We start from the raw sequence: 15,110 nt of genomic DNA on the forward strand, positions 1-15,110 counted from the left end.
TGAATAAAAGAAATCAATAGCCATCGTTTTGTTTCAATACTCCTGGCGTGTACAGGTCGATCTGCCGTTTGGGGATCGGAAACAACGCCATGTATTGCTTTGGCAACAGCGTAACAGTCATAGGTGTTTGGGTGACATTATTATACAGCCGTTCTTCTTTCGTCATCACTGCCATGAATTTGCCGGTACGCACCAGGTCCATCCAGCGTTCATTTTCGTAAGCAAATTCCAGCTGTCTTTCCAGCAGGAGCTTGTTCAGGAAGTCGTCGGCATTGGCGATATCAGCAGCTGTATAGTCGTGGGATGTATTGCCAAATGCCCGCTCTCTCACCAGGTTTTGCTGTTTGAGGGCCCCGGCTTTATCGCCCAGGTTGTAGAGCGATTCAGCATACAGCAACACTACATCTGCATAACGTAATACCGGCAGGTCGAGTCCGGATGAGTTGATCTGGTGCTTTACAGCGTATTTGTTCACGTACGGATACCAGATCGGGCTACCACCGGTAGCCGGCACATACCAGTCGGAGATGGTATTGGCCTTGCGCGTGTCGCCGGTAACATATAACTTATCCAGGCTCCACGAAGGCAGTGCAATTTCATTTCCCCTGTCTACGATCCCGAATATACCTCCATTAGGTGTGTAGGTGGTCGATAGTGTTTGCCCGCTGGTTCCTTCCACATACTTCATCGTGAAGATCACTTCGTTGTTGTCTTTCGTGGCGAGGCTCCAGAGCGTGGAGAAGTTAGGTTCGAGTTTGTAGCTGAAGTCGGTGTTCAGGCGTTCGAAGCAGCTTTTGGCATTTGTATAGTCTTTGCGGTATACATATACCTTGCCCAGTATACCCAGTGCAGCAGCGCGGGAAGCGCGGCCTTTAGCGATACCGGCAGGAACAGGTAATTTATCCACTGCATCTTTCAGATCGCTGATGATCAGGTCATAGATCTCGTCAGCAGTAGCCCGGGGCATATTTTTCGCATCATTGATGGTCAGCGTGGTAGTAACCTTTGGCACACCGCCGAAAAGCCGTACCAGATCGAAATAAAATAATGCCCGCATGAATTTGGCTTCGCCGGTGAACTGTTCTTTCATGTTGGGGGCATAGTCTTTCGGCACATCAATATTTTGCAGAAGCGCGTTAGCGCGACCGATACCGGCGTAGGTGGCTTCCCAGAAATCGCCGACGATGTTATTATCCTGATTAACGGTGAGATAATCCATATCATTTGCACCGGATACAGAAGTATTGTTAGACATATACAGGTTATCCGAAGGCACTTCCATGATCAGGTAATCATTCTGTTTTCTCTGTTGCAGGCTGTTATAGACGCCCAACGCCGCCTGATTCATGTCGTTGGAAGTTTTATAGAAATTCCCCGTGGTAAGGGTATCATCCGGTTTCAGGTTGAGCAGCTTGTTGGTACAGCCGGAAACACCCAGCAAAAGCAGCATCTGAACGGCTATGAATGTCTTTTTCATCTCTGTTTCTTTTGCGGATTAGAAGTTAAAATTGAAGCCCAATGCATAAGTACGGTTCAGTGGTTCCGACCCTGTATTATAACCGGGTTTACTATTGATACCGCTGATCTCTCCATTCGTATATCCTTCCGGGTTATAACCATGGAATTCTTTTTTCGTCAGCATCAGCAGATTGCTGACAGAGAAATAAACGCGGCAATTGTTCATGTGCAATCTATTGATGAGTGCCTCCGGCAGGCGGTAGCCGAGGTTGAGATTTCGCACCGCCAGGAAAGAAGCATCTTCGATATACACATCCGATCCTGCCTGATAGTTGAGCGTACTCAACGCACTGGCGGGCATTTTACCATCGCCCGGATCAGTGGGTGACCACCACTGGTTTTTCACCAGCGAGCGGCGCATAGCCCCTACCAGGGCGCCCTGGTAGTATTCATTCTCGAAGTTGTAAATCTTCGCGCCTACGGAAGCCTGCATAGCGATGCTCAGGTCGAAATTCTTCCAGGAAAAATTGTTCACCATTCCAAATATGGCCTTAGGCTGAAAGTTGCCCAGGATCATTTTATCGTTAGCGTTGATCACGCCATTGGAATCACGGTCGAGGTACTTGGGATTACCAGGCCTGGAACCGGCCAGCACCGGGGAGTTGGCTACATCAGCTGCATCTTTCAGCACACCAATGGTTTTGTATCCGTAATAAGAGAACATCGGCTCTCCTACTCTCAGTATCCAACTCATGCCAAACTGATCGTTGGTAATTCTTTCTTTTACACCACCGAGATCCTCCACCCTGTTTGTATTCTTAGAGAAGTTGAACGCGGTATTCCAGCTGAATGCGCCCACAATATTCCTGGTGGTGATTTCCAGCTCTATCCCTTTATTGCTTACCTGGCCTATATTAGCGAGGCCGCTCGTAAATCCGGTAGTAACGGGAACGGATACTTCATACAGCAGATTATTGGTACGTTTATTATAGTAATCGAATACGAAGTTGATGCGGTTATCTAACAGTCCCAGATCGATACCCAGATCAATACCCGCGGTTTTTTCCCAGCCCAGGTCGGCGTTACCATAGTTACCCTGTGCCTGTCCTTTGGCAATGGTATTATTGGGCGGATAGATGGCGTCCTTCATTTTACCGAGGTAGGCGAAATCACCGATATTGAAATTACCTGTAACACCATAAGCAGCGCGCAGCTTCAGATCGCTCACCGCGCGGATATGCTGCATAAAATCTTCCTGCTTCACTCTCCACGCCACAGAGGCGGAAGGGAAGTATCCCCATTTGCTGTTGGGCCCAAAGCGCGAACTTCCGTCTGTACGGATAGACGCCGAGAGCAGATACTTATCCTTGTAGGCATAATTTACCCTGCTGAAATAAGACACCAGGCCCCAGCTGGATTTGCTGACAACCGTAGCTGCGGGGTTGATGATCGCATTATTGAGGGTATGGATAATGTCGTTGTTATAGGAGCCGTTCATAGCCGAATAGCTGGATGATTCGCCATCATTACGCTGAAACGACATCCCCGCGATAGCCGCCAGGTCGTGCCCTCCGGCGAAGGTTTTATTGTAGCTCAGTACGTTTTCGTTGATAATATTGATGGTGGAAGATTTATCCTGTCCACCAGAGCTAAGGCCACCGCCGTTGGCCCATGATGCCTGGAAACGGTCGGTTTGATTGAAGGCGATGTTGGTACCAACAGAAGAGCGGAACGACAGTCCCTTCGCCAGGTTCAGCTTCAGATAAAGATCGCTGAGGTTGCCGAAAGTGGAGCCATAGTACTCAGTGCCATTCAGTGTAGCCATTGGGTTTAGCTGGCCGCTTACCACGGCGCCCCAGTAGTCGCGTGCTTTGGGATAAGTACCATCGGCGCGTTGCACCTGTACAAAGCTGGGGTACTTGGAGAAGTTGGCGATATCCACGGAATTGAAGCGGCGTTTGGAATAAGAAGGGTTGAGCATGAATCCTACGCTCACCACCCTGCTGGCCTTTACGTCCACGTTGGCGCGGATGCCATAGGTTTTGAACCAGGTATTATGCAGGGTGCCTTTTTCATCTTTATACGTTCCGGAAACATAGTAGGAAACTTTATCGGTACCGCCGCTGGCAGATATATTGTAACTCTGTATCGGCGCGGTTTCCAGCACGGCATCCTGCCAGATAACCGGGGAGCCTTTGCGGATAGTATCGCTGACCTGGAAAGTAGCCGGCCGGCGCGGATCGCCCCAAACGGGGATGGACACATCGCCGCCTGCCCAGGCAAATTCGCGGTTCTGGTATTTCACCGCATAATCGTAGTACTCCTGCCCGGTGAGCCAGTCGTGGTGTACAATGGCCTTCGACAAACCTGCATATCCGTTGAAATTGAATTTCGCTTTACCGGCCACGCCTTTCTTCATGGTCACCAGTATTACACCACCGGCGGCCCGGGAGCCGTATATGGCAGCGGAGGAAGCATCTTTCAGCACTTCGATGGATTGCACATCGTTCATATTGATACTACCGAGGTTGCCTCCGGGAATTCCGTCTATCACCACCAGCGGATCGTTACCGGCACTGATGGAACCTGCACCACGAATACGGATCAGCGGCGCGGCGCCGGCCTGACCCCGTGTCTGTGAAATGTTCACACCCGCCAGGCGTCCTACCAGTGCGGCTTCCGGCCTGCCGGCCGGCATCTGATCGAGATTAGTATTTTCTACTTTGGCAACAGAAGCCGTTACAGAGCTCTTTTTCACCGCGCCATATCCGATGACAACGGTTTCATTCAAAGTCGTTTTGGTTGGCTGTAAAGAAATGATAATGCGGTTGTTGTTGCCGACAGTTTGTTCTGTTTTATCGTAGCCGATAAACGAAAAACTAAGTATATCCGTTGCCGTAGCCCGGATGATGAATTGACCTTTGGCGTCGGTAGATACGCCGGTTTTACTTCCTTTGATCATTACTGTTACACCCGGAAGTGATGCCTGATTTTGAGCATCCAGTACAGTTCCCCTGATCTCCCTGGCATCCTGTGCGTGCAGGAGCTGCGGCCTGCAGAGGAGAACGGCTGTTGCCAGCAGCCACGTGAATAGGTAGAGGTATTTCCCTTTCATAAAACGTTGGTTAGATAAAATGTTAGATAATCCAGGTTTCGCGTCTAACGGCCAATCAGCATGAGCCGGATTGCCGGTGTAAGTCTTTCATCTTTCTCTACGTGTTATTCCCTGTTTGTTGACAAGGTGCATTCTCTTGTTGATTCTTTAGCCTGCAGGCGCGGAGCCGGCAGGTAGTTCTTCTTACGTGACGACATGCACCTACTGCATGCCGTATATTTTGTTTACATTCAATACGGAGGGTGTAATGGCAACAGTGTTGTTCCGGGAAAATAAAGGCATACGCTGCTCGCCCGGCGGTAAACCGCCGGCAGGTACCGGATTTTCCGGGAAGACAATATTCAGCTGGCCGGCACTTGCGGTGCAGATCTGTTTACCCGCTGAACTTGTTCTATTACTGTCTGCTTAATTATGTTTACAAATATAGTTTTATTTTGTAAACAAAAAAATGTTTTAAGAAAATAAGAGAGGAAAGTTCTTGTTTGGATGGGGGCTATTTTATTATTCTACTTCCAGCTCGAGGGTGGTTACTTCACCGCGTACCAGGTGCTTCACCAGGGCTTCTTCTGCTTTTTTGAGGTCTTTCTTTTTAAGGGCGGCCAGTATCTGGCGGTGTTCAGTATCCGTTTGTGCGTAGTCGTCCATTTGCTGCAGGGCCTTACCCAGCTTCATATGAAAGAGGGGAATATTGCTGTGCTGGTACAGCTCCATGAGTTTCGGGTTACAGGCACTGGCAATCAGCGTTTCGTGGAATTTCATATCGGCCTCACAGGCACCACCGAGGTAACCGTTCTGCACCATGGAAGTAAAATCGTCGCATATCTTTTCCAGGGCTGGAATATAGTCCGCTTCCTTCCGCTGCATCACCAGGCGCAGGGCGCCCAACTCCAGCACTTCCCGCAGCTGACGGATCTGACGGATATCATCCGCATTCATCGATTTCACAAAATATCCGCCTTTCTCGCCGAAGATCACCAGATTCTCCCCCAGCAGTCGTGTCAGTGCTTCCCGTACCGCCATACGGCTTACCTCCATCTTCTTTGCCCATACATCCTCCTTCAACCGCATACCGGGTACCAACTGGTTGGAAAGGATCTTACGACGTAATTCCACATATACCTTATTCGCTAAAGAGTCTGATTTCATAGTAAATTATGTAAACGAATTATTTTTACAAAAGTAAACATTTTTCATGGATACCTGCAAATCCCGTTTAAATATATAAGTTATTATTAAAAGAGGAACAAATCAGGGGGATATTAAAAATAGTCAGTAACTTAATGTACCTCATTCAATCCAATGTTATGAAAGCTCTTATCGTTATTCCGTTCCTGCTGCTGACCGCTGTAGTATCAGCTCAAAAAAACACCCGCGACATCCTGCTGGACCAGTTAAAATCCACTCACAACAAAGCCGTCTGGTTTGTACCTGTAAACACCGCTATTGAAGGTCTGACGCCGGAACAGGCCAACTGGAAAGACAAGAGCGGGAATCACTCCATTGCCCAACTGGTGACCCATCTTATTTTCTGGGACCTGGACCAGCTGCAAAAGTTCAACGGCCGGAAAAAACCCGAAACCAATATCAACAACGACGAAACATTTTCCCCTGCAACGCAGGCGCAATGGGACGCTTCGGTAAAAAGAATCGACAGCGTACTTACTGCCTGGGAACAGGCTGTTGCGCAGGCCGATGAAAAGAAACTGGCTTCCTGGTATGAAACCATCGCCAATATCAATACACATAATGCCTATCACACCGGGCAGATACTCTACGTCCGAAAACTACAGGGCAACTGGAATCCTGAAAAGGGAGTGAAGTAATATACCTATGCTATAAATAGTTGCAATAAACAACGGATTCACTATATTTATTCCTTGTTTCAGGGCAAAAACCGCCGCAACAACACGTTTTGCCGGACGATCAATGCAGCGTAATTCCCGTTTTATTACACAAAAAACCGCGCAATGACAGTGGATAGAAGAACTGTTATCAGGCAATTGCTGTTTGTTTCGGCCGGTGTGGCTATACTGCCCGCCTGTCTGCAAAAGACCAGCAGAGCTTCGTTGACATTAAAACACATTTCCGTAGACGGAGAGCAGGAAAAGATGCTCGCCGAGCTGGTGGAAACTATTATTCCTGCTACCAGTACACCCGGTGCTAAAGAACTTTCGGCGCATTCATTTACGCTCATTATGATGGATGACTGTTACAGTAAAGCCGATCAAACGAGGTGGCTCAATGGAATGAAAGATTTTGAAGCAGCCTGCAGGAAGATGAACGGGCAATCGTTCCGGAAAAGCACCGTACCTCAGCGGGAAGCGCTGCTGACAGCTATGGAAGCAAAGAAAGATGATAAGGAAGATATGGTATTCTTCTACAGAACTGTCAAACGGCTTACGATACATGCCTACACGAGTTCCAAATATTTTCTGACCAACGTAAACATCTACGAACTGGTGCCTGCCCGCTTTAAAGGATGCGTACCAGTTAAACCAGTTACCCACAGGCTTGCATAATCATGAGTAAAGATACAACCACCCTGCAGAACCGTACGTTCGATGCCATCGTAATCGGTTCCGGCATCAGCGGCGGATGGGCCGCCAAAGAGTTCACGGAAAAAGGCTTGAAAACACTGGTGCTCGAAAGAGGCCGCGATGTAAAGCATCTGAAAGATTATCCTACTACCAGTATGTTTCCGTGGGAATTCACGCACCGCGGACAAATTCCACAGGAAATAAAAGACGCCAATCCTTCTGTTAGCCGTTGCTATGCTTTCAAAGAAGATGCGATGCATTTCTTTGTGAAAGATACCGAGCATCCATATGGGCAACCTAAGCCGTTCGACTGGATACGCGGCTACCAGGTGGGCGGCAAGTCGCTGCTCTGGGCGCGGCAAACGCAACGCTGGAGCGATTTTGACTTTGAAGGCCCGGCGCGCGACGGGTTTGCGGTAGACTGGCCTATCCGTTACCAGGACATTGCTCCCTGGTACAGCTACGTAGAAAAGTTTGTAGGTATTTCCGGCAACAAAGACGGGCTGGCACATCTTCCGGATGGCGAATTCCTGCCTCCTATGGAGCTGACCTGCGTGGAGAATTATTTCAAAGATTTTGTTGGAAAGAATTATAAAGACCGCCAGGTGATATACGCCCGTTGTGCGCATCTGACGCAGCCGCAGCAGGTACATCTGGATCAGGGCCGTGGCCAGTGCCAGAAGAGGGATCTGTGCCAGCGTGGCTGCCCTTTCGGCGGCTATTTCAGCAGCAACTCTTCTACCCTTCCCTGGGCGGAGAAAACCGGCAACCTCACCCTGCGGCCATTCTCCGTGGTACATTCCATTATCTACGATGAGAAAAAAGGCAAAGCCACCGGCGTACGTGTGGTAGACACCAATACCAAAGAAATGATGGAGTATTATGCCAACGTTATTTTCGTGAATGCGGCGGCTGTTAATACGAACCTGATCCTGCTCAACTCTACTTCCAACCGCTTTCCGAACGGACTGGGCAACGACAGCGGCGTACTGGGCAGGTATTTCGCATTTCACAACTACCGCGGGCATATCTCTGCACAATATGAAGGCTTCCGGGACAGTGCCACCGACGGGCGTCGTCCTACCAGTGCGTACATTCCAAGATTCCGGAACGTACACAAACAGGAAACCGACTTCCTCAGAGGGTATGCCGCCGGATTTTATTCGGATCGCGGCACCCATACAAACACAGAAGGCTTCGGCAAACAACTGAAAGATCAGCTGTTCAACAGCGAGCCAGGGCCCTGGTTTGTAGGCTCTCATATGATGGGTGAAACTATTCCGAAAGAAAAGAGCACCGTTACACTGGACCCTAATAAGAAAGATACCTGGGGCATCCCGCAGCTCAACATCAATGTAGATTATGATGATAATGATGAAAAGATGCTGAAAGATTTTTTTGAGCAGATGACGGAGATGTACACCAAAGCGGGATTCACCAATATACAAACCGGCGACTCCAAACAGGCGCCCGGACTGGATATCCACGAAATGGGCGGGGTACGTATGGGCAATGATCCGAAAACTTCCATGCTGAATAAATGGAACCAGCTGCATGCTTGTAAGAATGTATTTGTGACTGATGGCGCATGTATGACCTCTACTTCTACGCAGAATCCATCGCTGACGTATATGGCGCTTACGGCCAGGGCCGTGGATTATGCGGTCACGCAGTTGAAGAAAAATGAGTTGTAAACAGAAGCCGGCGAAATATCGCCGGCTTTTTTTATAACTACAGAAAATACTATCTTCACCCTGATAATTGTTTTACAACCCGAAAACCTATATTTATGAAATCAATCCTCAAGCCCTGGTTCCTGTTGCCTTTCCTTGCAATATTGATAAGTTTGAGTAGCAACGCGCAGGTAGACGCAACTTTTAAAGTAAATGGCGATAGCGCTAAATTTTACCCGGTTGTTTTTACTGACTCTGCATTTGATCACCACGTAGCTTCCGAACTGGAAGTTGGCCGTGCATGGGTTCATACAGACGGTCCCTGGCATGGATCCCTTATTGCGAAGTTCCGCTATCATACTACCAACTGGGGTAACGGTAGTAATTTTATCGACGCAGATATCCGCCAATATACCTATACGCAAGTATATAAATACGACAAATTCGTGGCCGGCTGGCGGGACGCCACACCCGGAAACGGCGACAGGCGGATCATCATCTGGTTACGCGGTGGTGGCATCACCTATTTTTACAAGAGCCGCTTTAACGATAAGGTTTTCGTATTCGATGACACGCCCGGTGGTCTATTGCCATACAATGAAAAAAACGGTGATGGCGTCATCGCTCACACCTATAAAACAGACATCGACTCGTATGTTAATACATACGGCATGTCTTATAACAACAATACCAATTTCAACGGTTCTACCAACTATTTTGCCGGCAGAGTGGGCGTTGGGACACCCGTTAACGCCAGGTTTCCTGCCCAACTTGAGATCAATAACGCTCCCGCCTGGACTCCTGCCGGCTGGGGCAAAGCTATCAGACTCGCTAAGGCGCAATCAATCGCCTTCGATGCAGGCTCCAGGAAATTCGGCATAGGTGCCAGCTCCGACTCTATACTATACTTATTTTCTACAGATTCCGATACATCAAATACCGATATCAGATATGACCTGGTGCTGACCAAAGGAGGCAATTTCGGTATCGGCACTGTTAAACCTGGCTCCTACAAACTCGCCGTAGAAGGCCTTCTGGGCGCCCGCAAAATACGGGTAACCCAGCAAAGCACCTGGGCCGATTTTGTTTTCCATCCCAACTATCAGCTTCCTGCACTGGCTGAAGTAGAGAATTATATCCGGCAAAATGGTCATCTTCCGGAAATCCCTTCTGCAGCTGAAGTAAAAGAAAATGGCGTAGACGTAGGAGAAATGAACAAGCTGCTACTTCAGAAAGTAGAGGAGCTAACACTCTACCTTATCCGGCAACAAAAAGAAATTAACGAATTGAAAAGCCGGCTGAAATAACAACACTTTTCAATTTTTGGTACCTTGCAGATATGAAAACAGTGCAAGAACTGATTAATACAACTGAACCCGGATGGGATCTGGTACGTGAGTGGATCAATGCCGGAACGAATCATATAGAGATCCTGCCGAAAGACCAGTCCCGCGCGGAACAGGCTTTGTATCAGACACAGGTAACCACCCGCTCTCCGATGGGCGCCATCATTTATGAAACCGGTGGCCTGTTGGTAGATCACGGCTGGATACGCGTACTGGGCTCCGGCCATGCAAAACTGGATCGCAGTCTCCCTGGCTGGAATGATGGTAAATCGTATACCCATTCGGGTGAGACACCCACTTTTCTCCTGATTGCAGACGATGTGCTGGGCGGGTTCTATGCCCTCAACAACGGCGGACTTGCACAGAATGAAGGCATCGCGAGCGTATTCTATTTCGCACCAGATACATTGGAATGGGAAAACATGGAGATCAGCTACAGCGATTTTATCACTTTTTGTTGTTCCGGCGACATTGCCGGCTTCTATGGTGATTTCCGCTGGGATGGCTGGCAGGAAGATGTGGCACGCATAAGCGGTAACCAGGGTATGAGCTTTGTACCTTTTCTGTTTACCAAAGAAGGAAGCGATATAGAAAAAGTAAGTAAAAAACCTGTTCCTATAGAAGAGCTCTGGAGTTTACAGATGGAGCTGAAAAAACAATTCGGTCACTAGGCTATATCGCTATACTGCGGCTTCTGGCCGCAGTATAGCGATGATACAGTACCTGATATTTTGATTCTCAATTCGTAATTCCTAAAAAATAAACAATCCTGGTTGCATCGTCTGTTGTGATCCTGAGCAGGTGTTTTCCCGGCGCCAGGCCATCTCTCAAAATCAAATACCAGGGCAGATAAAGGCTCTTGCTCCATTGTGTTCGCAGGTCTTTGATTTGCGCAGGCCCGTTGTCGATGCTATAGCTGATCGTGCCTGCATCCGGTCCGGATACAATGGCAATGCCCACCGTAGGCCCTGTAAACGGCAGCTCCGTAGCGGCATGGGTGTTATCAGAAACGAGCATCGGTATGTTTACAAATCCCTCACGGGTGGGCGTCTGATCCGTTGGCTTCCACGCTTCTTCCACATGGAATCCCTTGCCGGTAAGTGCCCGGTGCACATCTGTATAAGCGCCTCGTTCATAGTTAAGTGCTTCCGCCGGGCGAGGTAGATTCACCGAAGTCAGACGCACGGGAACGGGCCTTTTGAATTCATCTTCCAATAATCTCTTAATGGCTTCAAAATAGAGCTGCTGGCCGAAGGGAGACGGGTGCAGGTCTTTAAAATCTTCTTTCCAGCTGAATTCGTGCGCATCTATGCGTGTCGTCACTTCTTTCGCCAGATTGATAAACGGCAGGTGATATTTCCGGGCTATATCTTCATGTACCTGTACTTCCACCGGTACTTTCCCGGCGCGATAGTCGGCCATTTTATCTTCATCTGCAAACGCCATCAGTACAATATTCATTTGCGGATTAGCTTTCAAAGCATGGCGAACAATACCTTCCATGGCTCTTCGTTGTGTAAGCTCGTTGGTACCATTCACCCGGTCGTTCACAGCTGCTTCCACAAACAGCAGATCTGTGCGGCCTTTATCCAATACATCCCTTTGCAGCCTGAAAGCATGTGGCAGGCTTCCCAGCGAAGGAATGCCGGCATTGATAAAATGGAAATTCACAGCAGGATAGGAAACAGTTAACCAATTGGTTACTTTGTCCCTCCAACCTGTCATGTTGGTAATAGAGCCGCCCAAAAATGTAACGGTTATTTTCCTGGCAGATTTAATCTGGTGGAGGGCATTATCCAGATGTCCATAACGTGAAATAAACGGCTCCTGCCCGCTCGCACTAACGGTAACGAGTATACTTAGCAGCAGCCAGGTAAACTTTCTGATCATATTGTTCCTGGTTAGGTACCGGTTGTTCATCTTTTCAAATTTACACCGGTGCAGGCAAGCAGGCTATTGGTAAATTAACTGAAAGCGACATTATTTTGACATGATTCATTTCTGCCGTGCGAGGGCTCTGATGGTAAGACTGGTGGGCATGGTGGCCAGGTAACCCTGATTCATGATAAAAGTAAACAATATGCCGGTTGTGTGTTTACTCCGATTGATCCAGGGATGGCTTCCGAACAGGCCAGGGCAGCTGTTTTCTATCAGCACATCACCGGAGGCGGTTACATCCCGCCAGTTTCCGATGGCATAGAAATTATTTGTTTTCAATAGTTGCAGCGGGTAAGGTGTGTAAGCAACTGTAGCTGCCGCTGTTTGCCCCTGCTCCATCGCCGCTACAGCAGCGGCACTGAGCACCCGGTTACCATTATTCGCTACACCGTTGTTCATCAGCATGTCGAGGAATGAGATATAATCATCGGGGGTACTGCGGGCGCCACCGGCGATCTGGGGGTTGGTAGTCAGCCCATAATCAGTAGCCTTCATGCCACAGGGCGTAAATATTTTTTCGGCGGCCAGCGTTTTCCAGTCCTTCCCCGATGCTACTTCACAGATCCGCCCTGCTATCTGCATGCTAACACCGCCATAGTAGAATGCCTTCCCGGGAGGATTGATCAGCGCAACATTCTTTGCAATCAGATCTGTTGCCTGCGACAGGCTAAGCAGCACATTGGACTCATAGCCCTGGCTGGAATTACCTGGGAAGCCGGAAGTATGGGAGAAGAGTTGTGCAATAGTGATTCCACCTTTACCATAAGCGGTGAAAATGGGCAGATAACGGCCGACCGTATCCGACAAACTCAGTTTTCCTTCATCCACAAGGCTCATCAGCACTGCCGCGGAAAGCCACTTTGAGCAGGAAGCCACCAGCTGGCGAGTAGCTCCGTTATATCCGCCGAAGCCGCGCGAATACACCGTTTTACCATCTACATGTATCACCACGTAACATTGTCCGCCAAAGGCAGGCACCGAGTCCATCAATATCTGGTCAATATCACCATACCCCTGAGCTACAATCGTCTGAGATTCAGTTTTGCTGCAGGCAGCAATCAGCAGCAATAAGGCAGTAATGCCGGGCAGGAGCCGGCTATGCAGGATGTTTTTCATGTAACAGTGTATGCAGGTGTAAGCTAATAAATAAAACGACGTCAATTTGGATTATATTGCAGCTCCAACCACAGCGTTAAAGCTTTTTCTATGCACTATCGTAATGTTCTGTTTGACCTTGATGGTACGTTAACCGACCCTGCTATGGGAATTACCCGGGCTGTACAATATGCGCTGGCGAAAACCGGTATCAACGAACCGGACCTCAGCAAACTACTGCCCTTCATTGGGCCGCCGCTGCAACATTCATTCATGGAAATATATCATTACCCGGAAGACCGCGCCTGGGAAGCGGTGAATGCCTACAGGGAGTATTTCGGGACCACCGGTATCTATGAAAACGAACGTTACCCGGGCATTCCGGAATTATTACAATCACTGCAACAGCAGGGCCGGCAACTGTTTGTAGCCACTTCCAAGCCCCAGGTGTTTGCCGATATCGTTGTGAAGCATTTCGACCTGGAAAGCTGGTTTACCGCAATATATGGCAGCGAGCTGGATGGAACACGCAGCGATAAGGGAGAACTGATTAGTTACGTGATGGCCACAGAAAACCTGCTGCCGGAAGATACCGTGATGATAGGCGATCGTAAACATGATATCATCGGTGCACAAAAAAATGGCATCGCAGCGATAGGCGTAGGCTACGGTTACGGGAGTACGAAAGAGCTGCAGGAAGCAGGAGCCGGCCGTATATTCAATACAGTAGCCGATTTACAGGCTGGCTTTGCCTGATCTCTCAGGAAGTATAAAATGCGGCGCCATGATACTATCCAGTTCGTTCATATAGCGCGTTATCCCGAATTGCGTTTTTACCTGCTCATGCAGGGCCTGCGGCGTTATTTGCCTGTTGAAATCATCGAGCAGGTTCCCGAAGTAATGCAGGATGGCAGGATCAGCAGCGCTGATATCGGGCAACAGGTAAACACCGGGAAAACCTTGTGCCAGCAACTCCCTGATGGCGCCTACATTGGTGCCTGTAACAGGTATCCCTACTGATAATGCCTCCAGCGTCACCAGCTCAAAACCTTCGAACAAAGAAGGCAGGATGAGCAGATCCGCTTCCGCATAAGCGGAAGCAGCAATGTTATCTACGTTCAGTCCTGTTTTTATGGTTGTTTTGGAGAACGCCGCAAAGCGGGCTGTTTCCGGCGCTTCATTACAGGCAATCAGCAATCGCCATCCGGCTGCTGCTTCAATAGTAGCGGCCAGTTGTTCCAGCACCGCCAGCCCTTTTTGAGGTATCAGCCGGCCTACAAAGAGAATTGTGCGATCGGAGCCGTGAGTTTTTTCGAAGGGATGGAACCGGGTAGTGTCTACGCAGTTGTAGTGTACTTTGATATTTTCGGCAGGCACCCCATAAACGGCGATGGCATCCTGTTTTACAGTGTTGGATACTGCGAGTACCGTTTTTGCCCTCAGGCAGGTTTGCTGCTGCAATAATGCTTCCCGGCTGAATCCCGGTATCGTACGGCCGTATGCTACTTCCATCAGGTGATAACAACCGTGCAATACATTGAAATCGGCGGAATAGACAGGAGCCGTTTCTCCCTGGGTGATGACAATATCTCCGCTACGTTTGTATAAACGGAGCCAGGCGTGAATGTAGCGCGCCATATATTTTGCCTTGCGCTTTCTGAAATGACGAAACCGGAACAGCTGGTTGAACAACCGGCCAAACAGGGTATGCCGTATCAGATAATCTTCGTCCACCAGTTTTGTTTTGATATTCCTGCTATGGAAATATTCATCCATATAGTATACCACCCTTTCCACGCCTCCTGCCTGAGATTTTCCATTCAGGGCAATAAGAATCGCTCTGCCGTTTTTCATGTGTCCGTTTTTCAGAAAACGGTTCAAAGCTAAGGTATTTTATTTGTACGTTCTCAGCTGTAAAAGCTGTAACTTCAATAAGTGATTTTAATGC

At 48.7% G+C, this 15,110-nt stretch carries 12 protein-coding genes; 6 read left to right on the forward strand and 6 right to left on the reverse strand.

The window, feature by feature from the left end; genetic code table 11:
- Nucleotides 1–13: 13 nt before the first annotated feature.
- From UNH61_RS16020 to UNH61_RS16030, 3 genes are all read right to left on the reverse strand, one after another.
- A complete protein-coding gene (locus UNH61_RS16020) occupies nt 14–1,477 on the reverse strand; it encodes a RagB/SusD family nutrient uptake outer membrane protein (protein WP_326992975.1) in 1,464 nt (487 codons plus the stop codon).
- Between the two features lie 18 nt (nt 1,478–1,495).
- A complete protein-coding gene (locus UNH61_RS16025; protein WP_326992976.1) occupies nt 1,496–4,573 on the reverse strand; it encodes a TonB-dependent receptor in 3,078 nt (1,025 codons plus the stop codon).
- A gap of 501 nt (nt 4,574–5,074) precedes the next feature.
- A complete protein-coding gene (locus tag UNH61_RS16030; RefSeq protein WP_326992977.1) occupies nt 5,075–5,719 on the reverse strand; it encodes a GntR family transcriptional regulator in 645 nt (214 codons plus the stop codon).
- Between the two features lie 158 nt (nt 5,720–5,877).
- Between UNH61_RS16030 and UNH61_RS16035 the strand changes: the two genes are divergently transcribed.
- From UNH61_RS16035 to UNH61_RS16055, 5 genes are all read left to right on the forward strand, one after another.
- Nucleotides 5,878–6,396 carry a DinB family protein gene (locus tag UNH61_RS16035; protein WP_326992978.1) on the forward strand — a complete coding sequence of 173 codons (519 nt, stop codon included), beginning with the start codon at nt 5,878–5,880 and terminating at the stop codon, nt 6,394–6,396.
- 144 nt (nt 6,397–6,540) lie between these two features.
- Nucleotides 6,541–7,092, forward strand: coding sequence for a gluconate 2-dehydrogenase subunit 3 family protein (locus UNH61_RS16040; RefSeq protein ID WP_326992979.1), 552 nt, complete (start codon nt 6,541–6,543; stop codon nt 7,090–7,092).
- A gap of 2 nt (nt 7,093–7,094) precedes the next feature.
- Nucleotides 7,095–8,804 (forward strand): GMC family oxidoreductase, encoded by a 1,710-nt coding sequence (locus tag UNH61_RS16045; RefSeq protein WP_326992980.1) that lies wholly within the window; start codon nt 7,095–7,097, stop codon nt 8,802–8,804.
- A 95-nt stretch (nt 8,805–8,899) separates the two neighbouring features.
- Nucleotides 8,900–10,090 carry a hypothetical protein gene (locus tag UNH61_RS16050; protein WP_326992981.1) on the forward strand — a complete coding sequence of 397 codons (1,191 nt, stop codon included), beginning with the start codon at nt 8,900–8,902 and terminating at the stop codon, nt 10,088–10,090.
- 32 nt (nt 10,091–10,122) lie between these two features.
- Nucleotides 10,123–10,800, forward strand: coding sequence for a DUF2625 domain-containing protein (locus UNH61_RS16055; RefSeq protein WP_326992982.1), 678 nt, complete (start codon nt 10,123–10,125; stop codon nt 10,798–10,800).
- Between the two features lie 67 nt (nt 10,801–10,867).
- On the opposite strand, the gene UNH61_RS16060 is transcribed toward UNH61_RS16055, so the two are convergent.
- Both UNH61_RS16060 and UNH61_RS16065 read right to left on the reverse strand, forming a co-directional pair.
- Nucleotides 10,868–12,019 carry a GDSL-type esterase/lipase family protein gene (locus tag UNH61_RS16060; RefSeq protein ID WP_326992983.1) on the reverse strand — a complete coding sequence of 384 codons (1,152 nt, stop codon included), beginning with the start codon at nt 12,017–12,019 and terminating at the stop codon, nt 10,868–10,870.
- Nucleotides 12,020–12,124: 105 nt separating this feature from the next.
- Nucleotides 12,125–13,183 (reverse strand): serine hydrolase domain-containing protein, encoded by a 1,059-nt coding sequence (locus tag UNH61_RS16065; RefSeq protein ID WP_326992984.1) that lies wholly within the window; start codon nt 13,181–13,183, stop codon nt 12,125–12,127.
- A 90-nt stretch (nt 13,184–13,273) separates the two neighbouring features.
- Between UNH61_RS16065 and UNH61_RS16070 the strand changes: the two genes are divergently transcribed.
- Nucleotides 13,274–13,918, forward strand: a complete 645-nt coding sequence (locus UNH61_RS16070; protein WP_326992985.1) for an HAD family hydrolase — start codon at nt 13,274–13,276, stop codon at nt 13,916–13,918.
- Here UNH61_RS16070 and UNH61_RS16075 read toward each other — a convergent pair.
- Complete coding sequence (locus tag UNH61_RS16075; protein WP_326992986.1) at nt 13,898–15,016, reverse strand: glycosyltransferase family 4 protein; 1,119 nt, start codon at nt 15,014–15,016, stop codon at nt 13,898–13,900. The two genes, UNH61_RS16070 and UNH61_RS16075, sit on opposite strands and share 21 nt — an antisense overlap.
- Between the last annotated feature and the right edge of the window lie 94 nt (nt 15,017–15,110).

It is taken from the genome of Chitinophaga sp. 180180018-3 (genome assembly GCF_037893185.1).
Classification (GTDB): domain Bacteria; phylum Bacteroidota; class Bacteroidia; order Chitinophagales; family Chitinophagaceae; genus Chitinophaga.

Bases quoted from the DNA above. Each gene is read 5' to 3' on its own strand.
- UNH61_RS16075 (WP_326992986.1), bottom strand. From the start codon at position 15,016: ATGAAAAACGGCAGAGCGATTCTTATTGCCCTGAATGGAAAATCTCAG.
- UNH61_RS16030 (WP_326992977.1), bottom strand. From the start codon at position 5,719: ATGAAATCAGACTCTTTAGCGAATAAGGTATATGTGGAATTACGTCGT.
- UNH61_RS16020 (WP_326992975.1), bottom strand. From the start codon at position 1,477: ATGAAAAAGACATTCATAGCCGTTCAGATGCTGCTTTTGCTGGGTGTT.
- UNH61_RS16045 (WP_326992980.1), top strand. From the start codon at position 7,095: ATGAGTAAAGATACAACCACCCTGCAGAACCGTACGTTCGATGCCATC.
- UNH61_RS16035 (WP_326992978.1), top strand. From the start codon at position 5,878: ATGAAAGCTCTTATCGTTATTCCGTTCCTGCTGCTGACCGCTGTAGTA.
- UNH61_RS16060 (WP_326992983.1), bottom strand. From the start codon at position 12,019: ATGATCAGAAAGTTTACCTGGCTGCTGCTAAGTATACTCGTTACCGTT.
- UNH61_RS16025 (WP_326992976.1), bottom strand. From the start codon at position 4,573: ATGAAAGGGAAATACCTCTACCTATTCACGTGGCTGCTGGCAACAGCC.
- UNH61_RS16040 (WP_326992979.1), top strand. From the start codon at position 6,541: ATGACAGTGGATAGAAGAACTGTTATCAGGCAATTGCTGTTTGTTTCG.
- UNH61_RS16055 (WP_326992982.1), top strand. From the start codon at position 10,123: ATGAAAACAGTGCAAGAACTGATTAATACAACTGAACCCGGATGGGAT.
- UNH61_RS16065 (WP_326992984.1), bottom strand. From the start codon at position 13,183: ATGAAAAACATCCTGCATAGCCGGCTCCTGCCCGGCATTACTGCCTTA.
- UNH61_RS16050 (WP_326992981.1), top strand. From the start codon at position 8,900: ATGAAATCAATCCTCAAGCCCTGGTTCCTGTTGCCTTTCCTTGCAATA.
- UNH61_RS16070 (WP_326992985.1), top strand. From the start codon at position 13,274: ATGCACTATCGTAATGTTCTGTTTGACCTTGATGGTACGTTAACCGAC.